Consider the following 26,418-nt stretch of genomic DNA (forward strand, 5'->3'; position numbering starts at 1 on the left):
GTTACACTTTGTTTTATACACTCATTGTTTTGCCTTGCTGTTTTTCTTCTTTTATTCTGTTCAAGATCTCTTTCGTTTCAACTACGACAACACCTGATAGACCGATAAGTCCAATTAAGTTTGGTACAGCCATAAGTCCATTCATAATGTCTGCGATTCCCCATACAACAGATAATTGGGAAACAGCGCCTACCATTACAGCAAGAACAAACACAACTCTGTAGTAAACAACTGCTTTTTTACTAAACAGATAAGAGAAACATTTCTCTCCATAGTATGCCCATCCAAGAATCGTCGATGCGGCGAAAAATAGAAGTCCGATCGCAACGATAATGGAGCCGGCAGGTCCTAGAAACTTTTCAAATGAAAGACTAGTTAAAGCAGAACCTGTTGTATCTCCTGTATAAAGATTAGCCATAACAAGTGTAATACCCGTTACAGAACAAACAACGATTGTATCAATAAAAACCCCTGTCATTGATACTAAACCTTGACGGCCAGGTAAGTCCGTTTTTGCTGCAGCTGCAGCGATCGGTGCTGAACCCATACCGGCTTCATTAGAGAATACTCCGCGGGCAACCCCCCAGCGAATAACAGCACCGATGGCTCCGCCTGCCACAGCGTCGCCTGTAAACGCATCTGTGAAAATCAATCCTACAGCACCAGGGATAAGGTCAACATTTAAAATCATAATGATAAGTCCAGCGCCAACATAGAATATAGCCATAATCGGTACAAAGTAGGATGTTACTTTTCCGATGCTTTTAATTCCGCCAAGAATAACAAGTGCAGTAAAGATCATTAACACGATGCCAGTAACCCAAGTAGGAATTGAGAAGGTTGTTTTAACGACATCTGCTACTGAATTTGATTGAACCATATTTCCAATTCCAAAAGCAGCTACAGCTCCAAAAATGGCAAATAACACACCCAGCCATTTCTGCCCAAGACCACGTTCTAAATAATACATTGGTCCGCCAGACATTTCACCATTCTCATCCTGGACACGATATTTAACTGCTAAGACAGCCTCTGCATACTTTGTGGCCATACCGACAAGTGCGGTGATCCACATCCAGAAGACAGCTCCGGGGCCGCCTAAGAAAACTGCGGTTGCAACACCGGCAATGTTACCGGTACCAACTGTTGCGGCAAGTGCTGTCATCAGCGCTTGGAAGTGAGAGATGTCTCCATCGGAGCGTTTATCCTGATTTCTAGAAAACGCCAGCTTTAAAGAATAGGGAAGTGCTCTAAATTGTAAAAAACCAATTCTAAATGTTAAATAAAGACCAGTACCAACGATCAAAATAAGAAGTGGTGGTCCCCAAACCAAGCCGCTTATTTTGTCAATCCAATCCTGAAAGCTCATACCTGTTCCTCCTAAATATTATTTGATAAAAAGAATAATTCCTATATATGAATATTCTGAAAATATGAAACAAATGTCAAGAATTATTTTTAAAATTATACTAAAATTTTTATTTTTTTAAGTTTTGTATTTAAAAAATATAAATATCATAAAAATTTTAGCGGAAGTCTTGCATGTAAGGTGATGAATCGAAGAAAATGGAAGTTAGGAGGTAGTTTATTTATGATTAAAGTATTATTTGTTTGCTTGGGCAATATCTGTCGTTCCCCGATGGCAGAAGCGATGTTTCGGGAACTTGTTAAAAAGAAAGGACTGGAAGAACAAATTTATATTGATTCCGCTGGCACTGGAAATTGGCATATTGGTGAACCGCCGCATAAAGGCACCGTTGAAATATTATCAAAAAATAATATAAGTGTGGAAGGATTAAAGGCGAGACAAATCCAACCGCAGGACTTAGAAAATTTTGACTATATTATTGCAATGGATGCAGATAACCGTAAAAATATCAATATGATCAAAGCTGCTTATCCAAAAGCTGATGTTTCTGTTCTGTTAGAGTATGTACCAGAAATTGCGGATAAAGACGTACCAGATCCTTATTTTACAGGGAATTTCTTAGAAGTTTATGAGTTAGTAGAGAAAGGCTGCTCAGCTCTGCTTTCAAAAATAATTGCTGAGCATTTTAAGGATAAGGAGGGTAACAATGGGCAGTCAAAATAAATTCTTTAAAGGGATATTAATGGGGGCAATCGCAGGCGGTGCTATCAGCCTGCTTGATCGCGAAACGAGAAAGTCGGTTGTAGAAAGCTGTAAAAAAGGGACAAAAGAGGTGTCCTATTATCTATCACATCCAACTGAAATGGCTGAACAAATTAGAGACAAAACATCTAAATTAAGAACAACAGTTGCACAAGTAAGTGAGGATGTTACATATATTGCGGAAAAAGTGGAAGAATTACGAGAAGTAACTCCGTCAGTCGCTGGGCTTGTTAAAGATACAAGGGAGGCTTTTGATCAGGAAGAGAAAGAGAATTAATAATAAGCTGGCAATTAAATTAGGGGGGGTAAAGGGGTGGTGATTTGATCACAGTTAATTTAAGAAATCTTATATTGCTGTGGAAAAAAATAGAAGAGGATGATGTGTTTGGATTAGGGGCCCAATTGGCTTACTTTTTTTTATTATCATTATTTCCTCTGCTTATCTTTCTAGTAACATTATTGCCATATTTACCCCTGACCCAAGATGACCTGCTGGGGGTAGTGGGGGATTTCGCTCCTGGTGAGACGATGCTTTTTATCGAGTCGAACTTAAATGAGATTATGTCTCATCATAATGGAACCCTCTTGTCTTTCGGGATTATTGCTACTGTTTGGGCGGCTTCAAACGGTCTGAATGCCGTTATTCGAGCTTTAAATAAAGCTTATGATGTAAAAGAAAGCAGGTCCTTTTTCGTAGCAAGAGGTGTAGCTATATTATTTACGTTTGCAATGATTTTTGTTTTTATTTTGGTTTTAATTCTTTCTGTCTTTGGCAAACAGATTGGCATCTATTTGTTCGCAAAGTTTGGTTTATCCCAAGAGTTTATTACCGTTTGGAATACATTAAGATGGGCATTGAGTGCGATTACCATCTTTACCATTTTTCTTGTTCTTTATTGGATTGCCCCTAACAAAAAGTTTAAGTGTGTTCAAGCTGTCCCAGGAGCTTTGTTTGCCGTAATCAGCTGGTCCCTTGTTTCACTTGGCTTTTCCTATTACGTAAACAATTTCGGTAATTATTCTGTGATGTATGGAAGTATTGGGGCCGTTATTGTTCTGATGATCTGGTTTTATCTATCTGGCATCATTATTATACTTGGCGGGGAAATTAACGCATTCTCCTCTAAGAGGAAAAATGAAAATTGCTAATAGTGGCTTAACTGCCGTAAGTTACCTAAATTAAAAGTGAAGTGATTCCACACAATAATGAAGGAGAAACAAACATTTTAATTCAAGGGGGTTTATACAAGATGACAAAGCATACAAAAAAAGATGGCGGTACAAAGCAAAAAGGAAAAAAGAATAGTCCAAAACAGAAAACATCTAGTTCTGCAAATGGATCAAATGGATATCATTAAAAAAGGCCGGGAAATCCCGGCCCTGTTTTTTGCAGGTTAACGATCGTGTGACTGCGGCGTAGGCAATTTTACTTTATGATTTTTTTAATAAGCGCAGTCCATTTAGGATTACAAGAATGGTACTTCCTTCATGACCAATCACTCCGAAGGGAAGGTCTATGAATTGCAGGAAGTTAGAGGCGATCAAGAGCATGATCACACTGATAGAGAAGATAATATTCTGCTTAATAATACGGTTCATTTTTTCTGAAAGCTGTATTGCCTCTGCGATGAGGGGTAAGTCATTTTTCATCAGCACGACATCCGCTGTTTCTAAAGCAACTCCTGATCCATCCCCCATGGCAATTCCTACATTTGCTGTAGCTAGGGCCGGTGCATCGTTAATTCCATCCCCAACCATTGCAACTTGCCCAAAACGTTCCTTCAGTTTTTTTAATTCTGTGACTTTATTTTCAGGAAGGCATTCAGCCACAAAATCATTTACATGACTTTCTTTAGAGATGGCTTGTGCTGTATTATGGCTGTCGCCAGTAAGCATAATGGTATAGATCCCATTTTTCTTTAAATCATCAATCGCCTTCTTCGTTTCCTCACGGACGACATCTTTTAAACCAAGTATTGCGACAATACTGTCATTCCTTTGAACATAAACAATGGTTTTTCCTTCTTGTGCCATAACTTTGGCCGCACCATTTTGAAACATCTCTGCTTCAAGTCTGCCTACAAAATCTGCTTTTCCAATTTTCCAGGACTCGTCTCCATAAGAGGCTTTCACTCCGTATCCAGGAACGTCTTCAATACTCTCTGGCTGCATAAAATCCTTGTTCAAAAGTCGTTTTGTGTAGTGCACGATCGCATTTGCCAATGGATGGTTAGAATGACTTTCGATCGCTGCTGTCTTTAAAAGGACTTCGTCTTTTTCGAGTCCGTCAAGAACTAGAAAATCGGTTACCTCTGGTTTTCCCTTTGTAAGTGTACCTGTCTTGTCAAATGCAATCGCCTTTAGGTTACTGAGATTTTCTAGGTGCACGCCGCCTTTAAATAAAATTCCGTGCCTTGCACCGCTTGATATAGCCGACAGGGTAGCTGGCATGATGGATGCAACAAGTGCACACGGGGAAGCGACGACTAACAATATCATGGCCCGATAAAAAGTTTCTGTCCAGCTCCATCCTAACAAGAAATGAGGAAGGAACATCATTAATAACACAACGAGTAAGACAATTTTGACATAGGTGCCTTCAAATTTTTCAATGAATAATTGCGAAGGGGATTTTTCGCTTTGAGCGGATTGCACTAGCTGGATAATTTTTTGAAAAAGTGTATCGGTACTTTCTTTCGTGATTTCCAATGTAATCGAACCGTTTAAATTCACAGTACCAGCAAATACATCCTCCTTAATACCTTTTGATACCGGGATGGATTCGCCTGTAATGGCTGCTTCATCAAGATGGGTAGTTCCTTTTACAATCACGCCGTCTGATGGAATGCGTTCCCCTGGCTTTACAAGAATATGGTCGCCAATCTTTAAATCTGAAACAGCCACAACCTTTTCTCCACTATTTGTAATAAGCAAAGCTTCTTCTGGCTGCAGCTCCATTAAGCTTGAGATTTCTTTATGACTTTTATTCATGGTGTAAGTCTCTAAAGCACCACTCATTGCAAAGATGAAGATTAATATAGCCCCTTCTGTCCAATAGCCAATTACTGCAGAACCAATTGCAGCAAGAATCATAAGCATTTCAACATTCAATTCTTTATCTTCAATGGTGGCTTGAATTCCTTCTTTGGCCTTTGCAAAACCGCCAATGACAAAAGCTAGTAAAAAGAAAATGATGGAGGCTGTTGTGGAGTCTGTTTTTTCGAGAATCCATCCTGCGGCAATTAATATCCCGCTAATACTAGCAGCGATTAATTCAGCGTGCGGCTTTATTTTTTCAATAATACCATCTTCTTTAGTTTCCAACTGTGATATAGCTTTTATTTCAGCATCCATTTTTTTGTTCTCCCTCCCAAAATTAATTTCAACTAAGGTTTTCTAATTGAGAAAAATAATCAGCATCATTACCCCTATAAAATACGAAAACTGTCACCATATAGATGACAGCGCTATCCCTGAACATATTTTTAATTTATATTTATTTTAATTTTATCATAAATGTGCATAACCATAAAGATAAAGAATTATCTATTCTATCGTTAATTGTTATCATGCCGATTGCACGTTTGATTGCTGCTCTTTATTAGACCTAAATATGAACAATGCAATAAGAATTGAGACAAGCATGATGCTAATAACGTAGAAGAAGCTTCCTCCCTTTAAATATTGTATTGCTAATCCCCCTATAAATGGCCCGCTGATACTGCCTAGGCTGAACAAGACACTGCACATGATATTTCCTGCAGGCAGCAGCTGCTTTGGAAGCAAGTCTGCCATATAGGATATACCAAGTGAATAGGTAGAGCCGACGAGCATTCCAGCTATAAAAAAGCAAATGAAAAGGAGGAACACAGACTGTTGAATCATGCCGGCCGCGGTAAAGACGATCGTTCCAGACAGCATACAATAAATCAAGATGGTTCTCCTTCCAAACCGATCGCTTAGCATTCCAAGTGGTAACTGAAACACTATACTGCCAATTGCAAAGGCTGGCAATATAATCGATACACCCTGAAGATCGATTCCGTTCCTTAAGGCATAGACCGGAAAGTTCCCATTTAAGGATGCTTCTAGAAACCCGTAGCTAAATGGAGGCAAAAAGGCGATCCAGGCATATTTCCATGCCGATCCAAAACGTTTAAATGTACTAAGGATTGAAGTCGTTTCGATTTCTTGGTCCGGAAACTCATTTCTAAGGAAAAATAACGTCATCCAGGCAATAAGAGTGATGATCGTTGAAATAATAAACGGCAAAGCTTCACTAATCTCTAAAAAGCTTGTCATTACCGGTCCAACTGCAAAACCTAATCCAAAAAATAATCCGTATAAAGCTATATTTCTCCCTCTTTTATCGATCGTGGAAAATGAGGTAATCCAAGTTTGTGTTCCGAAGTGAAGCATATTATCGCCGATTCCAATGATAAGACGCAATACAAACCAAAACCAAAATGATTTCCATAGGGGAAATAACGCGAGTGATAAAACTACTAAGAACCCTCCAGTTAGGATGATCGGCTTGTAACCGAACTTCCGCAGCGGTTTTTCCATAAAAGGAGAGATAAGCAGCACCCCGATATAAATTCCTGTTGCATGTAGTCCGTTAATAGAAGAAGAAATCCCATCTTGTTCAAATATAACGGCAATCAGGGGAAGGAGCATCCCTTGTGAAAAGCCGGAAATGGCGACAATTCCAACTAATATCCAAAATCTAATTGTTAGCTGTTTATCCATTTTTTTGCATACCTCATTATTGTTGATTTCATGATGATACTAACGAGAAATATACATCTTGGCAAGGGATATTGTTGAAATTGTATCTACGGATAAAAAAATCAATCAAAGGGGAAATGGTCAGGAAGGGATAAAAGAGGCAGTGAATATACAATTTTCTGGGAAACAAAAGACTCTTTGCCAGTATTTATTGGCTAAGAGTCTTTTTTATACATAAGTATCGCATGTCCAAGTGGTAAACCGAATATACATAAAAGAGAAGATGCATTCAATCGCTTAAGTTTTTGTTCAGTTTATCGACCGCCTCTCTATCTTTAATTTTGGCTTGAGAGAAACACATACCAGATAAACTAAAAACCTCCTTTATTTAGCGAATGATCGACCTGCTGCCCTCCTTTTTATAAGGTAAGGTAATTATAAGATAGAAAATAAAATTTGTAAATATTCTGAATTTTACAGTTTCGTTACAAAGGGGGATGATTATGACACTTATTTACAGACTATTGTTTTATTTTTTGGGACTTGTAGTGGTAACGCTGGGGGTGGCTATAACGATTAAAGCGGATATGGGCGCCGGTCCATGGGATGCATTAAATGTAGGACTTTCAGAGGCGACAGGATTAACGATTGGGAGCTGGGTAATGATAACGGGGATCATCCTAATTATAATTAACAGCATTTTGTTGAAAGATAAACCCGATATTTATGCAGTCATTCCCATATTTATAATGGGCTTTTTTGTTGACATATGGATGCTCGTCATTTTGAAAGATCTTCAACCAGAAACCCTCATGGTTAAGCTCATCCTCTTGATCTTAGGATTGATATTAATGAGTATAGGGGTAGCAGTTTATATGCAGCCAAGATTTCCGGCCAATCCAGTTGATCATCTTATGATTGCCATTCAGGTTAGGTTCAAGCTGGATCTCAATGTCGCAAAAACAGTCGGGGAAGTAGCGGCGTTTTTGTTAGCCTTCGTATTAAAAGGACCAATAGGGGTAGGGACAATTTTCGTGACATTTCTCATTGGATCGTGTATCCAGTGGTTTTACCCATTTTTTGAAAAGCTCTTAACGCGTTTCATTATAAAATATGGATAATATGATTACACTCCGAAAAAACTATAACTACATATAGTTGAAAGGAGTCTTTCATGATGAAAAAATGGTCTTATGCAATTGTCGTTGTTTTTCTTTTTACCTTAATGTTTTCTGTACCATTAACACATGCAGAAAAGAAAGAAGAACAACCCAAAAAGGCCCTTCAAATACCAGATTCGGTTTTAACCATTACAAAGGAGAACACTTATCCAAATCCAACACAGGATTTGCCGACGTTACAGCCGAGCGAATTAACAGAAGAACTTATAAAGACAGCTAGAGTTAAGATTGAGAATCCTCATTTAATTCGGATGCTTAACGAATCAACCGTAAATAGTACTCCGTTTGCCCTCGGCTATCGAGCTGTCATTTACTTAGGTCAATGGGCTTTAAACTATGAATCATCTGAAACTGCGCCTAATTGGGAATATCAAAAGATCAATACGAACTACTACGATAATCGCGGAGGAAAAGCGAATTATCAAATTCATTATGTCCAAGAGGCGCAAAAGGTAGTGCGGGGAGGACTGACAGCTAAAGTCCCTGATGCGGAAGATGTGAAAAAGATGATGTTATTAAAGGCCTCAGAAAAAACAGGCCTGCCTCTGGCATTTGAAACAGTGGTAGGAGCTGGAACAAAAAAAGATCATGTCTATAATATTCCTCCTAAGCGTTTAGGTTACTTATACGGCTTTGCCCCGGCAGTGAATGAAAAAGGGAAGGTGACTTACGGAGAGGTTTATTTAATGTTGAAGGGGAATAAGAAGATGATTGTCGTTAAAAACGTTACATCGCAAGGAATCGGGGCTTGGATTCCTCTGCAGGATCATGTATCCTTTGGATTTGCAGCAACAGAACGGCCGAGATAAATGACTTAAAAAAACAAGCGTCGTTTTACTAAACGGACGCTTGTTTTTTGTTTTATATTTTAGACCTTCGCTGTTGAAAATTGATATCGGGATAGTAGCTATTTTTCACCAACACATTCGGTCCTAGGCAGCGGACAGAAGGACAATGACAATTTAAACTCTTGGCTAACGAAGTATTCATCCATTTGTTATACACATCAAGCAGGCTGTCTGTCTGGACGTTACCGAGAGCAGGAGTGTCTCCAAAATCTGTTACGATTACATCTCCGGTAAATATATTTACATTTAGTCGTGACCTGCCGTCTGGATCATTTCTTAATGTGACATTTTTACTGTTATACAACTTTTTTAGAAGCTGTAAATCTTCCTCATTACTGCTGCATGGATAAAATGGAAGCGTGCCAAATAACATCCATGTATGTTCATCGCGAATTTCTAAAATCCGATGTATGGCAGAGCGGATTTCCTCAAGGCTTAAAACTTCTAGTGAGGAGGCGAAATCGGATGGGTACATAGGGTGCACCTCATGTCTGCCGCATTTCATTTCCTCTACAATTTGGTGATGGATATGCTCGAGATGAGGTAATGTCCGCTTGTTTAACATCGTTTCAGCAGACACGAGAACACCAGACTCCGATAACGCTCGGCTATTTTCGATCATCCTATCAAATAGAGCCTTTCGTTGTTCTATGGTAGGTTTTCGTTCCATCCTTGCAAATCCGCCTTCCACAAAATCATCTACTGTCCCCCAGTTATGGGAAATATGCAAGACGTCTAAATAAGGTGCAATCTGATGATATCTTTCAAGATCCAGTGTTAGGTTTGAATTTATTTGTGTCCGGACACCTCTTGAATGAGCATACTGTAATAAGGGCAAAACATAATGTGTAAGCGATTTTTTTGAAAGCATCGGTTCCCCGCCTGTAATGCTAATTGATCTTAATGTCGGTACTTCATCTAGCCTTTTGATAAGCAAGTCGATCGGAAGGGCGTCCGGATCTTTTGGCTGCAATGTGTATCCAACCGCACAATGCTCACAGCGCATATTGCAGATCGTTGTAGTCGTAAATTCAATATTTGTTAGAGATAACTTTCCATATTGATCCACATCCATGTATGCTTCCCACGGGTCATAAACTGGAGTGATTTTTTTAAATGTTTCTGTTTTCATGACGAAAATCTCCTTTAGCCGTTCGATATGATTTCTGTTGCTATTATCAAATTGTATGAAATTCTTGTCAAATCATTTCTATTTTGATAAGGATTATTGCGAAAGGGAGAACTTTTCTGTACGATGGAAACGGAATATGAAAGGAGAGAATTTCTTGGGATCACCAATTAAAGAAACTGGTACACAGGTTGACTTCTTAAAAAAGAGATTAAATATGTTTTTGGATGTGTTAGAATCGATTGAACCAGAAACGACAGACCTTGAAGATATTGATCGTCTTCTTGAGATCGTAGATGAACTAGAAGCAAAGTGCCGAGAATTTAATAATCGCGATAAATAAGAGTCCTAGCAGGGCTCTTATTTTTATGGTTTTTTCTAAAAATTCTACTTTGGCTTTTAATCAATTCGTGATAGGAGTATAATGAAATTGTTGTAAAATTCGTAATGACTGAAAATAGATAGAAAACATATGGGGTCAAAGGGAAAGGGGAGTACAATCAATGAACATTGAAAAATTTCAAGAAAGTATGTACAAGCTGATTGTAGAAACTTCTACAAACTTACCAAAAGACGTACGCCGGGCAGTTAAATCTGCGAAGGAAAAAGAAAGCGCTGGCACACGTGCGGCAATGAGTTTAGCTACGATTACAAATAATATTTCAATGGCGGATGAAAATGTATCGCCAATTTGTCAGGATACAGGATTGCCAACATTTAAAATCAAAACACCTGTTGGAGCTAATCAAATCGAAATGAAAAAAGCAATTCAAACTGCAATTGAGGCAGCTACGAAAGATGGAAAGCTTCGCCCGAACTCTGTTGATTCCTTAACAGGTGATAACAGCGGGAATAATCTTGGCGGAAACCTGCCAGTTGTAAAGTTTGAACAATGGGAAAATGACTATATTGATGTCCGTCTTATTTTAAAAGGAGGCGGTTGTGAAAATAAAAACATTCAATACAGTCTTCCTTGTGAATTAGAAGGATTAGGCCGTGCAGGTCGTGACTTAGATGGAATTCGCAAATGTATCATGCACTCTGTGTACCAAGCACAAGGACAAGGCTGCAGTGCAGGATTTATCGGTGTTGGAATTGGTGGAGATCGTTCTTCTGGATATGATCTTGCAAAAGAACAGCTTTTCCGTTCTAATGATGATGTTAATCCAAATGAAGACCTTCGCAAGCTTGAAGAATACGTTATGGAGCATGCCAACGAACTTGGAATTGGAACAATGGGATTTGGTGGAGAAACGACTTTACTAGGCTGTAAAGTCGGCGTTATGAACCGCATTCCAGCCAGCTTCTTTGTATCAGTTGCTTATAATTGCTGGGCATTCCGTCGTCTTGGAGTAAAAGTTAATCCTGAAACAGGGGATATTAACGAATGGCTTTACCAAGAAGGAGACAAAATTGACTTCGCTTCAGAAGCTGAGAAAGAAACTGCAGCGACAGCAACTGAAGAAGAACAAAAGGTCATCACGTTAAAGGCTCCAATTTCTGAAGAACAAATCCGTGAATTAAAAGTAGGAGATGTCGTCCGCATTGATGGCAGAATGTATACAGGCCGTGATGCGATTCACAAGTATCTTTCTGATCATGATGCACCGGTTGATTTAAATGGACAAGTTATTTATCATTGCGGCCCTGTTATGCTTAAGGATGAAGAAGGAAAGTGGCATGTGAAGGCTGCTGGTCCGACGACAAGTATTCGTGAGGAGCCTTACCAAGGTGACATCATGAAGAAGTTCGGCATTCGCGCTGTGATTGGAAAAGGCGGAATGGGTCCTAAAACCCTCGCTGCACTTGAAGAACATGGCGGCGTTTATTTAAATGCAATCGGCGGTGCAGCTCAATATTATGCTGATTGTATTAAGTCAGTAGACGGTGTTGACTTAACAGAGTTTGGAATTCCGGAAGCGATGTGGCACTTGAATGTAGAAGGCTTTACAGCTGTTGTTACAATGGATTCACATGGAAACAGCTTGCATAAAGATGTTGATAAATCATCTTTAGAGAAGCTTGCTCAGTTTAAAGAACGTGTATTTTAATAAATAAAGGAAGGTGCTGATTCTAGAGAATCAGCCCTTTTTTTATGAGAATTTACCTAAAACTGTAATTCATCATTTCCCGCCTGGGACAAAAACTATATACAAATATATAGAAGGATGTGCGAAGTGATGATACGAACGAGAAAGATTTTGATGTTCTTTATTTTAATCATGTTAGCGATAGTATATCCTGTCACAGCTTTGGCTGTGAGTAACTCGCCTATACATTGGGGTTTTAAAAAAGGGGCGAACGAGCAGCCTGCAGAAGCAGGGAAAGAATTAGACGAGTTATTAGAGAAATATGATGCCTTTTATAAGGGGGATCCTAATAAAAAAGATATCTACCTTACTTTTGATAATGGTTATGAGAACGGGCATACCGCTAAATTTTTAGATATATTGAAAAAAGAAAAGGTCCCGGGTGCGTTTTTTATAACAGGTCATTATCTAGAAAGTCAGCCGGAATTGGTGAAAAGAATGGCGGAAGAGGGACATATTATCGGGAATCATTCATATTACCATCCTGACTTAACGCAGGTAGATGACGAAAGACTTAAAAGAGAATTAGAAAAGGTACGGGCTAAGACTGAAGAGCTTACTGGGGAGAAGCATATGGTTTATCTTCGTCCTCCTCGTGGGATATTTAGTGAAAGAACGTTAAAATTAGCAAAAAAAGAAGGGTATACGCATGTGATGTGGTCTTTGGCATTTGTTGATTGGGAAATCAATAACCAAAAGGGATGGCAATACGCATATGATAATATCATGAAACAAATTCACCCTGGGGCAGTTCTTCTCCTTCATACTGTTTCAAAAGATAATGCAGATGCATTGGAACAAGCAATAAAGGATTTGAAAAAGAAAGGTTATACGTTTAAAAGCCTGGATGACTTAACCAAAAGCAAAGCCGTTGAGGATCCTAGTTTATTTTAAAGAGTGCTCACTTCGTTGGTTCGGAGTGGGCATTTTTGTTAGATTAGGCCTTTTGGTTTTAGTGAGCAAGGAGCTTGCGGATTTTTTAAGGAGTGCTATAATACGAACAAATTGGTTGAAAAGGATGAATGTTTTGCAGACCGTTAATGTGAAGGGACCATATAATTTTGATGGAATATTGGATCGGCTTTCTATTGATCCGCTTAATGAGGTAAACCTTGCAGAACGAACGGTGAGGGTTCCTCTCATCATTGAAGGTGAACCTAATGTAGCAATTGTTAAAGGAATAGGGACGACAGAAAATCCAAAGTTTATCATCGAAGGTTCAATCGATGATCAAACGATAAAAAGATTAGCTCATATTCTTCAGTGGGACGTACCATTAACTGACATTCATCAGCATTTTCTCACTACGGACTTGAAAGAAATTTTTGAGCAGCATATGGGAACTCCTTTGGTCCTTGATTTCGATCCGTATCGGACTCTTATAAAATGTATCATTCATCAGCAGTTGAATATGTCCTTTGCTCATACCCTGACAGAAAGATTCGTCAAGCAGTTCGGATTTGAGAAAGAGGGGGTATTCTTTTATCCACCGCCAGAAACAGCAGCAAATATCACAGAGGAAGAACTGCGGGAAATGCAGTTTAGCGGGCGAAAAGCACAGTATATCATTGGAATTGCCAAGGTCATAGCTGAGGGCCAGTTAGATTTGGATGCCTTGGCTGAAAAAAGTGATGATGAGGTTATGTCTTCTTTAATAAAATTGCGCGGTGTAGGGCCTTGGACGGTACAGAATTTCTTAATGTTCGGGCTGGGACGAAAAAATCTCTTCCCAATGGCTGATATTGGCATACAAAATGCGATTAAGAAGCTATATAACCTCGAAAGAAAGCCGACAATAGAAGAAATGGAACAATACAAAAAAGCTTGGGAACCGTACTTGAGTTATGCTTCTCTTTATTTATGGAGAAGTATAGAGTGACGGAAATGGATAGGCAAAAGATGGAGTGAATTTTCCTATGAAACAGGAACAAACAGTCAAAATTAAAGATAAACAAACCTTCCCCCTAACGATTAAAAGGCTGGGAATCAATGGTGAGGGTGTAGGGTACTTCAAAAAGCAGGTAGTGTTTGTACCTGGTGCTCTACCAGGGGAAGAAGTAGTCGTTGAAGCATCAAAAGTACATCCGAAATTTGCAGAGGCCCGAATTAAAAAGATCAGGAAAAAGTCTCCTTATCGTGTACAGCCGCCTTGCCCCGTGTATGAAGAGTGCGGCGGCTGCCAGCTGCAGCATTTGCGTTATGATCAGCAGCTAAAGGAAAAAAGGGATATAATTATTCAATCTCTAGAACGACACACAAAGCTTGCTGTCGATGAAATCGATATTAAAGATACGATAGGAATGGAAGATCCATGGAGCTATCGGAACAAAAGCCAATTTCAATTAGGTCAGCAGGATGGAAAAGTGTTAGCTGGATTATATGGACTAAATTCGCATAAATTGATTAATATTCAACAATGTGCGGTCCAGCATCCATTAACAACGAAGGCAACTGTTACGGTGAAACGAATTCTGCAGGATCTTAATATTCCGATTTATAACGAAAAAACAAGGAAGGGGCTAGTTAGGACGATTGTGGCAAGAGCTGGTGTCGAGTCGGGCGAATTACAAATTGTCTTAATTACTTCGAAAAAAGAATTGCCTAAGAAAGACATGATTGTCCAAGAAATTAAGAAGACTCTTCCGGAGGTTAAATCCATTGTTCAAAATGTAAATGGTCAAAAGACCTCGGTTATCTTCGGTGATCAGACTGTTACATTAGAGGGAAATGACTTTATCCAGGAAACGCTGGGCGACCTCCAATTTGAGCTGTCTGCAAGAACGTTTTTCCAGCTTAATCCTGAGCAGACGGTAAAACTTTATAATGAAGTGAAGGAAGCTGCACAATTAACTGGAAAAGAAAAGGTTGTGGATGCCTACTGCGGCGTTGGAACGATCGGTTTATGGGTGGCCGATAAAGCGGGTGAAATTCGCGGGATGGATGTCATTCCTGAATCAATTGAAGATGCTAAGAAAAATGCAGCACGCCATGGAATCAAGCATGCAAAATATGTAACGGGCAAAGCGGAAGAAGTGCTGCCAAAATGGGCGAAAGAGGGCTGGAATCCTGACGTCATTATCGTTGACCCGCCGCGTACAGGTCTTGATCAGCAGCTATTAAAAACCATATTAAAAGTGAAACCAAAAAGACTTGTCTATGTTTCATGCAATCCTTCCACACTGGCAAAAGACATTGCTGTCTTGTCCTCTAAGTATAAAGTGGAATATATGCAGCCGGTAGATATGTTCCCGCAGACTTCTCACGTTGAATGTGTCTCGCAGCTCATTTTAAAAGAAGGCAACTAACCTCTGGGTGTTGCCTTTTTAAGTTTCCTGCAACAAGTCGCCAAAGCTGTATTGAGTAAAACCACATCCATTCGCCTGCCTCCTGGAAACTGGAGCGTTATCACTCAGGGGCTAAGGCACCATTTTTTCGCTATTGTTACAGTAGGAATTGACAGTTAAGTTACTTTCCCCGTAAAGTTGCTTATGATGCAAATTAAAACGGAGGAGAACAGATGCAATTCATTAATAATTTACTTTTAGATATGGAATTAGATCCTAGATTAGTAGAATTTCTTTCAAATATAATTAAGGTTCTGTTAATAGGGCTAATCTGTATCGCAGCAAATTTAATTACTAAAAGAATAGTGATCAGGCTGATCACTCGTATCGTTACAAACTCCAAAGTCAAGTGGGGTAAAATTATTCTAGACAGACAAGTTTTTCGAAAGCTATCCCATATCGTTCCGGCGGTTATTATTTATTCGTTTGCTACAACCTTTCCAAGCTTTGAAACTAGCATTGAGAAATTGGCCGTTATCTATATCATTATTGTAAGTTTAATCTTTATTCAAAGTTTATTAAATGCACTTAATGATATTTATCAAACCTTTGAAATTTCCAAGGTTAAGCCTATTAAAGGATATATTCAAGTAGTGAACATTATTATTTTTACTTTCGGGTTCATCATAGGGATCTCGAATATAATCGGTAAGAGCCCTATTATTCTATTAAGTGGACTTGGTGCACTTTCAGCAGTATTGATGTTAGTATTTAAAGATTCCCTATTAGGACTAGTGGCAGGAATTCAGTTAACGGCCAATGATATGGTCCGTGTCGGCGACTGGATTGAAATGCCGAAATATGGAGCTGATGGTGATGTTATTGATATAACCTTAAATACCGTAAAGGTCCAAAATTTTGACAAAACGATTACGATGCTACCAAGTTATGCCCTTATTTCGGATTCCTTTATAAACTGGAGAGGAATGCAGAGTTCAGGCGGCCGTCGAATTAAGCGCCCTTTGTATATCGATACCAGCAGCATTACGTTTTGCAGCGAGGAAATGATTGAAAAATTTATGCAAGTTCATTACCTTTCAGACTACATTATTCATAAGGAAAGGGAAATTGCCGAATACAATGCCAAAAATGAAATAGATAGGAACAACCCTGTGAATGGCAGGGCGCTAACCAATATCGGTGTGTTTAGGGCGTATATCAGTAATTATCTGAAGAATCACCATGGAATCAATCAGAATATGACCTTAATGGTTAGACAGTTGGGACATAGCGAACACGGGCTGCCTCTGGAAATTTATGCATTTACAAATTCCGTACTGTGGGGAGACTATGAATCTGTGCAATCTGATATCTTTGACCATCTATTTGCAGTTGCACCAGAATTTGGACTTAGAGTATTCCAAAATCCATCTGGGGCTGATTTAAGGATCATGGCAGAAGAATCAGGAAACAAAGCATTAATTGGCGAGAGAAGCTATTGAAATAATCAGTTCCCAATAGAAAACCGACTGTTTTAATCATACAGTCGGTTTTCCTATTATAGTGGTTCTATTATGAAGCAGCACATTAACACTATTTGAAGATCTCCCTTTTATGAGGGTGTTCGATTGACCAGAGTTCTGAAATGGTAACAAAACGATATCCTTTCTCCTTCAAATGAGGTATAAGTTCATTTAAGGCATTTACCGTACCGGTTAAGTCTTGTGTCCAATGGCCGGCACTATGCATAAGGATAATGGCTCCAGGGTGAACCGCAGTCAATACTTTTTGCATTATTTCATTAGCAGTTAGGCTTTTCCAATCCTCAGAATCTACAGACCATCCTATACCACGATATCCCATTACTCCCAATTGCCTAACCTGTTCTTCTGTTAAAGCCCCATAAGGAGCACGGAATAAATTAGATTTAAATCCTATTATTGAAGAAATTTCTTGGTCGTTCCTTTCAATTTCCCATATCATTTTTTGTACATCAGTATCACTTAAATTAGGATGCCAATAAGTATGATTACCTACTGCGTGGCCTTCACTAACAATTCTTTTCGTGATATCAGGATAGGTATGAACTCTTGTCCCTAATAAAAAAAAGGTAGCTTTAACATCGTATTTATTTAAAATATCTAAAATTAGGGGCGTAAATCTAGTGTCCGGACCATCGTCGAAAGAGAGAGCGATCACTTTTTCATTTGTATGTGCTTTATACATCATGATGTTTGAATATTTTACTTGAAGCGGGTATGCTGCTGAAGCCTGAGCTGAAAGATTAGCGGAATAAACTAGTCCAAAAAATAGGATAAAAAAAACATGCACAATAAGAAAAAAACGTTTGTAAACCATGTCATTCCCTTCTTTCATCATACTTACCTTAGTATTATGTTAAATGGAGTGCTTATACCCAACTATCGCTTTTTTATTTGGCTTTCTTTCCCTTGTTTGAATATCACAGCATCTAACTTGGCCCTTCTTTTTAAATAATAAAATATTTAGAATTTAGTAATTAGATTAACTTCAATATGATAATATAGAACTAAAGACCTAGAGGAGAGGTGCGGGATGATTCATTCTTTAGTCTTATCTGATGGTACAATTGATGAACAAAAGGTCTTGAAAAAAGAGCGTGTCTACCAGGGGATGAATGGACGATATGTGGAGAGGTTTTTTATCAACCATGATCAAAGCTACATATTCAAGCCTTTGACAAACGACAGCCAGATCGGAAAGGAGTTGTGGGTTCATAATCATATTTTGAAAGAACTGCCTTCCATCTATCCAAGGTTAATTGCCTATTCTATTGACGCTAATAGCCATTGGATCATATTTGAAGATTTGGGTGTCATGGATCACCGTTTCTCTGACGAATCCGTTTTAGGCGTTATAAAGTTGATGGCTCATTGGCATAAAACCACGCCTGATATAATTGAAGGTTTCCCTCAAAAGGGTCCTAAACCATCTATTGAAGAAGTGGTCGAGCATCTTAAGATTCGTAAGGATGATGTAAAAAGACTTGCGGCCAACTATCACATTCCAGTAAGCACAATTGAGTCCCTTTTTATTCAATTGAATCATATTTCATTCCAACAGCAAAAAGTTTTATCTCATGGGGATTTACATTTAGGAAACTTCGGCTATGCGAAAGGGAAACTTTTCATCATAGATTGGGAACATGCCCACTTAAATTATCCTTACTGGGATTTATACCATCTCCTTGATATATCCCATCCTGTTTTTCCAAAGAGAATAAACAAAAATCTTCGCAATACAGCACTAGAGTTATATATAGATGAAACAGACCACCTCAGGAGACCACCAATCAGGAACAGCTTTAAACAAGATTATTATTTATTTTCATCCGCCTTCTCACTTTGGATGATTTTGCTCATCGAAGGTAATTTGGAAAGAAACGATGTAAGATGGTCCAAAGAACAGCTGAAACAGCAGATAGAGGAGACAGTATTAAGTTTTAAACAGTGCATAGACGAATTGTTCGGTAAAAAAGATTTTTAATATAGAATTATTTTTTTATGTACCTCAAAACTATCAAGTTTAAAATGAATCATCCCATAAAATACTCTTATCAAGAATTATAAATGTTGTTAAAAGGACAAATACTATGGAAAGCAAAAATGACAGATTACATCGCTTTCTGGAGGGAAATATGACACAAAAAGATCATCTGCTGAAGAAGGGTAATAAATCATCTTTAATTGCTGCTGTTGTTAATACAATTATTGCTTTGGTTAAAGGTGGGGCCTACCTTTTTACAGGCAATGTTGCTATGTTTGCAGAAACAATGCACTCATTTGGTGACGCAGCCAATCAGTTTTTCGTATTTATTGGGAGTGCTTTAAGTAAGAAAATGCCTACAGAACGCTTTCCAAACGGTTTTGGACGACTTGTGAATTTAGTATTACTTGGAGCAGTTATTATTGTTGGTATCATGAGTTATGAAACCATAAAAGAGGGTTATCATCATATTCTCCACCCTGTCGAGTCCACAGGTATTCTCATAAATATCTCTGTTTTAGCCATAGCGGTAATTTTGGAGACATTTGTTCTTTATAAAGCAATGAAAGAGGTGTTGCATGAGACTGGTACTGAAGCAAAAGGATTTGGGGTGGTGGCAAAAAGCTTTACTGGGTTAAGACGTGCAAAGCCGGCGACAAGGCTTGTCTTTATGGAGGATTTGGTAGCAACCTTAGGAGGAATCATAGCGATTGTAGGGATATTACTTTCATACTTTGCTGGTTTGCGTGCAGCGGAAGGTATTGCCTCCATCATTATTGGATTGATGATGTTTTATGTAGTAGGTAGAGTTTTCTTAGATAACGCAAAAGGGGTACTTGGTGAGGCCGATCAGGAGTTAGAGGAGAAAATTGCTAAATATATTTTTACCAATCCAGAAATTAAAGATATTCAAACCTTGTTTGCGGTTAAAGAAGGGGAGGATTATCATATCGAAATGAAACTCGAAATAGATTCGTCGCTGACAGTAGCACAAGCGGATCAGATAAAAGATCGGATTGAAGCTAAAATAAATGAGATAAAAGGTGTCACCGATGTCATTATAGAATTTGATCAGGATGACAACATTCAGAGCTGGAACAGAAACCTCACTCCAACAATAAAATGAGAATTGCTGACCGAAAAGAGGCAGGAAGATCAATAATCTTCCTGCCTCTTTTATTGATTTTCGAATAAAAATTAAAAAGTTTTTTTATCTATTAACGATATATATAAGCCTAAACCATTGGCAGCAATGGATTTTGGAGACTATATGTGAACATATTTTTACAATAATATGTCCCTCAGTGATTTTACTCACTACAGTGATTCTCATTCGCAATTATGATAAAGGCAAGAAAACAAAAGGGAGGGAATTTCAATGAAAACTACAAATGTAAATACTCAAAATGAAATTCAGAATGAGAACGAGATTGCAACTGCGCACGAAACATCAAAGGTTGGTACTTGGATTTCGGTAGGAGTAGTGGCCGCTGTCATTCTTTTAACTTATTTTGTCCTGTTTGGACTATATATGGATAGAGTTTAGAAAGGGGAGAGTTGAACATGCATCTGGATGAAAAAATATGGCTTACTTTGAGTTTCGGAATGATTATGATTTTCATGTTTATTACTGGTTATCAAACATTTGCCTTAGAAATGGGACCGCCTAGTCATAATGAAACAATCGATCCACAAAAGGTTAGTGAGACACCGCCGTTTGACCAGCCTGGCATTAAGAAAATTGGTGAAAATGAGTACGAAGTGGTTATGACTCTACAAATCTTTAGTTTTGATCCGATGGAAATTGAAGTACCAGCTGGAGCTACTGTTCACTTCACGTTGACTTCAAAAGACGTTGTTCACGGATTTCAAGTGGCAGACACAAATATAAATGCAATGGTTATGCCAGGACATATTCAAAAGATTACGCAAACATTCGATAAACCTGGTGAGTATCTAGTGTTATGTAATGAGTATTGTGGTGCTGGTCACCAATTAATGAGTACGACTATTACGGTTAAATAAAGGAGGGAAATATAGTGGCTATACCATATAATAGGAAAACTTCAGCAATCAATGAAAAAACAAATAAAGTGCTTGGTGTCAACCTAGATGATGCTAGAATATCGAAATCATACTTATCTGTTGCTTTTATCGCATTACTTCTAGGTGGATTATTGGGATTACTACAAGGTTTAAACCGTGCAGGTGTTCTAGAATTGCCTGTATGGCTCAATTATTATCAAGTTTTAACAGCACATGGTTTACTATTAGTTGTTGTCATGTCAGCCTTTTTGACAATTGGTTATTTTTACGCAGGTCTTTCCCATACGTTAGGAGGTCTTCTCCCGAAGGTTAGAAAGATCGCTTGGACCGGTTTTTGGATGAAGATTTTCGGCTTTGTACTAGTCGTCATTCCAATCTTAATGAATGAAGCATCTGTTATGTATACATTCTATCCGCCAATGGCAGCTCACCCACTGTTTTATTTCGGGCTAGTATTTATTGTTCTAGGTGTCTGGGCGCTTTCAATTGGTGCCTTTATCAATGTAGCTCATTGGAGAAAGAACCATAAAGGACAGCATCTTCCAATCCTTGCTTTCTTTGCTACTGGTGTATTTGTTTTATTAGTCGGTGCAACTGCTTTTGTTGCAGTCGAAGTACTTTTCATGATTATTCCATGGACACTTGGATGGGTAGATACAATCAATGTAATGGTTGCACGCACCCTGTTCTGGGCTTTCGGTCATACAGCCGTTAACATTTGGTATTTAACAGCCGTTTCCGCTTGGTATGTCATCATACCTAAAGTGATCGGCGGATTCCGCTGGAATGACTACTTAACTCGTGTTGTTGTCATTGCCTTAGTTATTATGAACATTACTGGTGGATTCCACCACCAAATTATTGACCCAGGTATTTCATTGCCAATCAAATTTATGCATGTATTTATGAGTTTGGCTATCGGTTTCCCATCATTAATGACTGCGTATGCAATGTTTAGAGTATTTGAACGTACAGGCAGAAGAAAAGGCGGAAAAGGAGCACTAGGCTGGTTTAAAAAACTACCATGGGGCGATGTTCGTTTCTTAGCTCCATTCATCGCTATGGCAGCATTCATTCCTGCTGGTGCTGGTGGTATTGTTCAAAGTACCAACCAATTAGACCAAGTGGTTCATAATACAATGTGGGTTGTTGGACACTTCCATTTAACACTTGGTATGACGGTAGTAATGACATTCTTCGGAATTAGTTACTGGTTAGTTCCTCACTTATCGCAACGAGTATTAACACCGGCCATGAATAAATTAGGTGTTGTTCAAACAGTCATCTGGACAATTGGGATGATTATTATGTCTTTCTCAATGCACACTGCAGGGCTATTCGGATCACCTAGAAGAACTTCTTTCACTACGTATGGCGACTTTTCAGCTACATTAGGCTGGGACCCATATATGGCTGCAGTAGGGATCGGTGCAACTTTATTATTAATCGCTGTTATCCTGCAAGTGTATGCAGTATTCAATATGATGTTTTTCGCACCAAAAGGTGAAACAGAATTTCCAATTGCTGAGGTAGAACCAGGCGAAACTCCAACTCCATATATGACAGAACGTTGGGGAGTATGGGTTGTCGTTATGCTAGTCGTCATTGCGATGGCGTATGTCTTGCCGCTAACTGATATGATTGTAAATGCACCTCCAGGATCACCGCCATTCAAAACTTGGTAAATAGAAAATCGGAAATGATCTGGAGGGGGCTAGCTGCTTAAGCTAGACACTTTAAGACAATAGAGATAGCACCATTTATGGGCTGTCTCTTTCTTCTTAATATGAATAATTAGGAACATCAAACAACGTGAAAAGAAAATGATTGGTTCTTCTTAGCTTTTAGGTAAGATTAAGATTTGGGAAGTGGTCTCTATGTTTAAAAACCGGCACAATACTATAGCTTTAATGGTGGTTATCGTGTTTGGCTGTGTTTTGTTTTTTATAGGAACAGATGGGTTTAAAGCATATACAGCAGAAACCGCAAGAGTAAATGACTTAATCGAAAATAAGCCAGCGTTCCCGGATGTCACACTGGAGGACAATAAAGGAAGAAAGTATTCCATCGCTGAGTTTAAGGATAAATATGTGTTCATCACCTTCCTTTATACAGCATGCGGAACGGTTTGCCCACAGTTGGAATTAAACATGGCGGAAGTGTATGATTCCCTCCCGAGCAAATATATTGGTGAAGACATCGTTTTCTTGAGTATTAGCTTTGATCCAGAAAGAGATGACCCAGCCACATTGGAAACATATCGAAAAGCTTTTAATGCTGATGGTGAAACATGGCGTATGGCCAGAATTGTAGACAAGCAGGAATTAGAATCACTGTTGAGTCGATTTGGTGTCATTGTCATACCTGATGGACGGGGAAACTTTACACATAATTCTGCGTTTTACTTGGTTGATAAAAATGGCAAACTATTAGAAGTGATGGACTATACGAAAATTGACGAAGCTGCTGAAAAGGTAGAAAGCATTCTTGAGGGGGAGCAGGTGAGTAAATCATGACACAATTCATTTATGGTTTGTTGCTATATATTTTCTTAATGCTTCCTCCAGTTGCCGATTTAGTTGAATCGATCATGATTACGCATATGCATATGCAAATGCCCTTGCTCGTTATTTCAGGAATGTTAATGGGAGGTATCCTTAAATCTCGCTTTCCACGCTTTTTTGAAAAGTGGAATAGCAATGGGATTCCAGGAATCACTCTGTTTATGATTATTGTCATCTACTGGACGATCCCTCGAACAATGGACGAAGCATTGACTTTGCAGAGTGTGGAAATCTGGAAGTTTATCAGTTTGCCGTTCCTAGCTGGAATTCCTTTGAGAGATAGTTGGAAAAAGCTTAGTGAAGCAGGGAAAAATATTATTATTATCATCTTTACCATTAAGTATTTCGGTATGGGTGCTTTATATATTTGGACACCTGATCAATTATGTAATAACTATTTATTGATTGATCAGCTGACGCTCGGCTGGGGATTTGTTACAACGGCTATATGTTTGGTAATTTATTTAGTTTATACCTATACGGTGGATCCTTCAGAGTATGAATAAATTGAAATAGTTAGAAATACTATACGGCCTTAAGCAGGAATTCTTAGGGAATTATTGCTACCTTGTTAAACGTCATTTGGGGAGTTATAGGTGTAAGGGGGTTCTTTACGAAGGATCGTTATAAAATTCCACTATTTTTTCTATTTTAAGATAGGTTACTAGAAAATGATTGTAAATTCAGAAGAAATATTATATTATGAAGTGTGGATATAGGGATAAATGCCCTAATCTATTTCCAATGTTTGAATTGTTTATATTATAAATTGTCATAGTAGGTAATGATTCTCTAGATATGTTAATGCTAGAATTTAAGCCAAAAAAAGTGTAGGTTCCTACGCTTATTTTGGCTTTTTTATTTTTTGATAAGACGGGAGTGAGAGTATGCTTGTGGAGATAGATGAATTGAAACGGTTAAATTGTCTGCTGCAAATCTATGTTGAAGCTAATATAGATAAGGACTTTTCTATTTTGTCAAACGATGCTGATCCATTTTTTATCATGAATAGGGACGGACAATTGTTTTATGTCAATGATACATGCGAAACACTCTTGGAATATTCAAAAAGTGATTTGCTAGATATGAAACTTCAACATCTTTTTGTTAAAGGCGATTTACATAGCACGGGAGTGTTCTTTTTTGAGAAGGAATCCGAAAAGTTAAATAATTTCGATGCACAAATGATTAGTCATTCAGGAACTCAAATTGATGTCAATGTTACGACCTTTCCTATCCAATTTAAAGGTGAGATTATCGGAACCTACGTAGTATTAAAAGATATTACGCTGATAAAAAAGGAAAGGCGGCTAATGTCGGAAAAACAGGCGACTGCTGGGCAGCTGGCAGCAGGAATTGCACATGAAATCCGTAACCCGATTACAGCGATTAAAGGCTTTATACAACTAATCTTAGATGAACAGGAAAGCGAAAGCGTATACATAAAAATTATAGAGTCCGAGATTGATCGCATTGAGGAAATTTTAAAAGAATTAATGATTTTGGCAAAACCAACAAGGAAAAAGTTTGAGAGGTTGAATATTCGGGTATTATTAGAACAGGTTTTAATGTTAATGGAAACACAAGCACTATTAAATAATATTGAAGTAGAAAGAAAATATCTTCTGAGTGAGGAAGATATTCATGGTGATGCTAATCAGTTGAAACAAGTATTTATTAATTACATAAAAAATGCCATTGAAGCGATGCCGTATGGGGGAAAACTTCAAATAGAATGCGCTTATTATAATAGAAGCTTTGTTAGAATTAAGATAAAAGACCAAGGCTGCGGCATTCCAATAGAAATTATCGACCGAATCGGTGATCCCTTTTTTACGACAAAAGAAAATGGAACTGGACTAGGTATGGCGGTTAGTAATCAAATCATACAAGAGCATAAGGGTGAAATGAAGATTAATAGTAATACAGAGGGTACATGTATTGAAGTGAAGTTACCAATAAGGCTTAAATGATTGCTGTATAGTGTATATTATGTTAAGATAACTTTGTCTAATGTCTTGCAGTCATTGGAAATGAGAGAATTATATTTTTTATAACTACAAACACAATCATAAATTTGTATGGTAAATGGAAGAAACTATAAATTAGTCGTCTTAGCCGTGGCCTAACTTCTTTTCTAGAGGTTAGGCTTTTTTATTGCTAAAAGGAGAGAATTATGAAGCAATTAAGTCAAGAAGATTTGCAGTCTCTTAGCAGCACATTTAGCAAACTGCTTAAACGGAGACTGGGAAAAGGTCCAGAAAACTGCAATGTAATGTACAGGGGATCCCAGTTGTACGTCCATATGCGAAACTTTATGACTCCTGCAGAAGAAGTATTGGTAAATACTAAAAAAGTTAATCTAGCTGTGCTTTTCCGATCCTCAGTTATTGATACTGTTGTCAAAGAATATATTCCTGAGGCGTCAAGGGTAATAGATCATACATTTGATCTTTTTTATCAAGATTGGAATTATCAGTCAAATACCGGAATGCTTCTACTAGAGAATGGCAAAGGAAAGAACGAAAAGAAAATAGAGGATATGTTTGATGATGGCTTGTATAAGTTAATCGAGGAGATCGGAAGCTATCATCATAAAAGCCCCTCTAGTATCAGGATCGTGAAATACACACAAAATATGTGTGCTATCGAAACGAAAGAAGTATTATCACAGCTAGGTCGCCTGGTGTACGAAAAAAACAATATGGATATATTGATCCGACATGAGCAAGAAACGAAAAAGGGGTATTTAAAGAATAAGAAATTATTCGAAAGAGTGTTTAATCGTTTAATCGATGATATTTTTATCATGTGGGATTATGAAAATGACCGGTGTTACCTTATATTTTTATTTATGAAAGAAAACTTAATAAATTAATGACAAAAAAACAT

General features: G+C 38.2%; 25 protein-coding genes. 20 read left to right on the plus strand and 5 right to left on the minus strand.

Features of this window, described 5'->3' with window-relative positions; genetic code table 11:
* Positions 1 to 13: 13 nt before the first annotated feature.
* Positions 14 to 1,369, minus strand: coding sequence for an alanine/glycine:cation symporter family protein (locus tag CZ487_RS03730; RefSeq protein ID WP_077210880.1), 1,356 nt, complete (start codon positions 1,367 to 1,369; stop codon positions 14 to 16).
* A gap of 222 nt (positions 1,370 to 1,591) precedes the next feature.
* Here CZ487_RS03730 and CZ487_RS03735 point away from each other — a divergent pair, with 222 nt between their 5' ends.
* From CZ487_RS03735 to CZ487_RS03745, 3 genes are read left to right on the plus strand one after another with little or no spacing between them, the layout of a single operon-like run.
* Positions 1,592 to 2,092: a low molecular weight protein-tyrosine-phosphatase gene (locus CZ487_RS03735; RefSeq protein WP_077210881.1), complete on the plus strand. Its 501-nt coding sequence runs from the start codon at positions 1,592 to 1,594 to the stop codon at positions 2,090 to 2,092.
* Complete coding sequence (locus CZ487_RS03740) at positions 2,076 to 2,408, plus strand: YtxH domain-containing protein (RefSeq protein ID WP_077210882.1); 333 nt, start codon at positions 2,076 to 2,078, stop codon at positions 2,406 to 2,408. The genes CZ487_RS03735 and CZ487_RS03740 overlap by 17 nt, the downstream gene beginning before the upstream one ends.
* Positions 2,409 to 2,452: 44 nt before the next feature.
* Positions 2,453 to 3,280, plus strand: a complete 828-nt coding sequence (locus tag CZ487_RS03745) for a YihY/virulence factor BrkB family protein (protein WP_077210883.1) — start codon at positions 2,453 to 2,455, stop codon at positions 3,278 to 3,280.
* Positions 3,281 to 3,562: 282 nt separating this feature from the next.
* On the opposite strand, the gene CZ487_RS03750 is transcribed toward CZ487_RS03745, so the two are convergent.
* Complete coding sequence (locus CZ487_RS03750; RefSeq protein ID WP_077210884.1) at positions 3,563 to 5,485, minus strand: heavy metal translocating P-type ATPase; 1,923 nt, start codon at positions 5,483 to 5,485, stop codon at positions 3,563 to 3,565.
* Positions 5,486 to 5,698: 213 nt separating this feature from the next.
* Positions 5,699 to 6,880 carry an MFS transporter gene (locus CZ487_RS03755; RefSeq protein ID WP_077210885.1) on the minus strand — a complete coding sequence of 394 codons (1,182 nt, stop codon included), beginning with the start codon at positions 6,878 to 6,880 and terminating at the stop codon, positions 5,699 to 5,701.
* Positions 6,881 to 7,362: 482 nt separating this feature from the next.
* On the opposite strand from CZ487_RS03755, the gene CZ487_RS03760 reads away from it, so the two are divergent.
* Positions 7,363 to 7,980 carry a YczE/YyaS/YitT family protein gene (locus tag CZ487_RS03760; RefSeq protein WP_077210886.1) on the plus strand — a complete coding sequence of 206 codons (618 nt, stop codon included), beginning with the start codon at positions 7,363 to 7,365 and terminating at the stop codon, positions 7,978 to 7,980.
* A gap of 56 nt (positions 7,981 to 8,036) precedes the next feature.
* On the plus strand, positions 8,037 to 8,849 hold the full coding sequence (locus CZ487_RS03765; RefSeq protein WP_077210887.1) for a YfkD famly protein: 813 nt from the start codon (positions 8,037 to 8,039) through the stop codon (positions 8,847 to 8,849).
* Positions 8,850 to 8,901: 52 nt separating this feature from the next.
* On the opposite strand, the gene yfkAB is transcribed toward CZ487_RS03765, so the two are convergent.
* Positions 8,902 to 10,020 carry a radical SAM/CxCxxxxC motif protein YfkAB gene (yfkAB, locus tag CZ487_RS03770; RefSeq protein ID WP_077210888.1) on the minus strand — a complete coding sequence of 373 codons (1,119 nt, stop codon included), beginning with the start codon at positions 10,018 to 10,020 and terminating at the stop codon, positions 8,902 to 8,904.
* Between the two features lie 154 nt (positions 10,021 to 10,174).
* Here yfkAB and CZ487_RS03775 point away from each other — a divergent pair, with 154 nt between their 5' ends.
* The 6 genes from CZ487_RS03775 to CZ487_RS03800 all read left to right on the plus strand — a co-directional run bounded on the left by CZ487_RS03775 (position 10,175) and on the right by CZ487_RS03800 (position 16,893).
* Positions 10,175 to 10,360, plus strand: coding sequence for an SE1561 family protein (locus CZ487_RS03775; RefSeq protein ID WP_077210889.1), 186 nt, complete (start codon positions 10,175 to 10,177; stop codon positions 10,358 to 10,360).
* 160 nt (positions 10,361 to 10,520) lie between these two features.
* Positions 10,521 to 12,068: a fumarate hydratase gene (locus CZ487_RS03780; RefSeq protein WP_077210890.1), complete on the plus strand. Its 1,548-nt coding sequence runs from the start codon at positions 10,521 to 10,523 to the stop codon at positions 12,066 to 12,068.
* Positions 12,069 to 12,200: 132 nt separating this feature from the next.
* Entirely contained in the window at positions 12,201 to 13,001 is an 801-nt protein-coding gene (gene pdaA / locus CZ487_RS03785) for a delta-lactam-biosynthetic de-N-acetylase (RefSeq protein WP_077211845.1), read from the plus strand.
* Positions 13,002 to 13,125: 124 nt separating this feature from the next.
* On the plus strand, positions 13,126 to 13,986 hold the full coding sequence (locus CZ487_RS03790) for a DNA-3-methyladenine glycosylase family protein (RefSeq protein ID WP_077210891.1): 861 nt from the start codon (positions 13,126 to 13,128) through the stop codon (positions 13,984 to 13,986).
* A gap of 37 nt (positions 13,987 to 14,023) precedes the next feature.
* Entirely contained in the window at positions 14,024 to 15,412 is a 1,389-nt protein-coding gene (gene rlmD / locus CZ487_RS03795; RefSeq protein WP_077210892.1) for a 23S rRNA (uracil(1939)-C(5))-methyltransferase RlmD, read from the plus strand.
* A gap of 212 nt (positions 15,413 to 15,624) precedes the next feature.
* Positions 15,625 to 16,893 carry a mechanosensitive ion channel family protein gene (locus CZ487_RS03800; protein WP_077210893.1) on the plus strand — a complete coding sequence of 423 codons (1,269 nt, stop codon included), beginning with the start codon at positions 15,625 to 15,627 and terminating at the stop codon, positions 16,891 to 16,893.
* Between the two features lie 91 nt (positions 16,894 to 16,984).
* Here CZ487_RS03800 and CZ487_RS03805 read toward each other — a convergent pair whose 3' ends face one another.
* Entirely contained in the window at positions 16,985 to 17,749 is a 765-nt protein-coding gene (locus tag CZ487_RS03805; RefSeq protein ID WP_077210894.1) for a polysaccharide deacetylase family protein, read from the minus strand.
* Between the two features lie 216 nt (positions 17,750 to 17,965).
* Here CZ487_RS03805 and CZ487_RS03810 point away from each other — a divergent pair, with 216 nt between their 5' ends.
* From CZ487_RS03810 to CZ487_RS03845, 9 genes are all read left to right on the plus strand, one after another.
* Positions 17,966 to 18,916: a phosphotransferase gene (locus CZ487_RS03810; RefSeq protein ID WP_077210895.1), complete on the plus strand. Its 951-nt coding sequence runs from the start codon at positions 17,966 to 17,968 to the stop codon at positions 18,914 to 18,916.
* A 151-nt stretch (positions 18,917 to 19,067) separates the two neighbouring features.
* On the plus strand, positions 19,068 to 20,042 hold the full coding sequence (locus CZ487_RS03815) for a cation diffusion facilitator family transporter (protein ID WP_077210896.1): 975 nt from the start codon (positions 19,068 to 19,070) through the stop codon (positions 20,040 to 20,042).
* Between the two features lie 252 nt (positions 20,043 to 20,294).
* Positions 20,295 to 20,462: a hypothetical protein gene (locus tag CZ487_RS26505; RefSeq protein ID WP_154676010.1), complete on the plus strand. Its 168-nt coding sequence runs from the start codon at positions 20,295 to 20,297 to the stop codon at positions 20,460 to 20,462.
* A 17-nt stretch (positions 20,463 to 20,479) separates the two neighbouring features.
* Positions 20,480 to 20,941 carry a cytochrome c oxidase subunit II gene (locus CZ487_RS03820; protein WP_084783120.1) on the plus strand — a complete coding sequence of 154 codons (462 nt, stop codon included), beginning with the start codon at positions 20,480 to 20,482 and terminating at the stop codon, positions 20,939 to 20,941.
* Between the two features lie 14 nt (positions 20,942 to 20,955).
* The gene (locus CZ487_RS03825; protein WP_202617782.1) at positions 20,956 to 22,647 is read left to right on the plus strand and encodes a cbb3-type cytochrome c oxidase subunit I; all 1,692 of its coding nucleotides are present in this window, start codon (positions 20,956 to 20,958) and stop codon (positions 22,645 to 22,647) included.
* A gap of 192 nt (positions 22,648 to 22,839) precedes the next feature.
* Positions 22,840 to 23,478: an SCO family protein gene (locus CZ487_RS03830; RefSeq protein ID WP_077210899.1), complete on the plus strand. Its 639-nt coding sequence runs from the start codon at positions 22,840 to 22,842 to the stop codon at positions 23,476 to 23,478.
* Complete coding sequence (locus CZ487_RS03835) at positions 23,475 to 24,032, plus strand: hypothetical protein (RefSeq protein ID WP_202617783.1); 558 nt, start codon at positions 23,475 to 23,477, stop codon at positions 24,030 to 24,032. Before CZ487_RS03830 ends, CZ487_RS03835 begins: the two co-directional genes overlap by 4 nt.
* 381 nt (positions 24,033 to 24,413) lie before the next feature.
* Positions 24,414 to 25,499: an ATP-binding protein gene (locus CZ487_RS03840; RefSeq protein ID WP_077210901.1), complete on the plus strand. Its 1,086-nt coding sequence runs from the start codon at positions 24,414 to 24,416 to the stop codon at positions 25,497 to 25,499.
* Positions 25,500 to 25,702: 203 nt separating this feature from the next.
* Entirely contained in the window at positions 25,703 to 26,404 is a 702-nt protein-coding gene (locus CZ487_RS03845) for a Na-translocating system protein MpsC family protein (protein ID WP_077210902.1), read from the plus strand.
* Positions 26,405 to 26,418 lie beyond the last annotated feature (14 nt).

Origin of the sequence: Robertmurraya dakarensis, from assembly GCF_900156875.1 — a bacterium.
GTDB classification, from domain to species: Bacteria; Bacillota; Bacilli; order Bacillales; family Cytobacillaceae; genus Robertmurraya; species Robertmurraya dakarensis.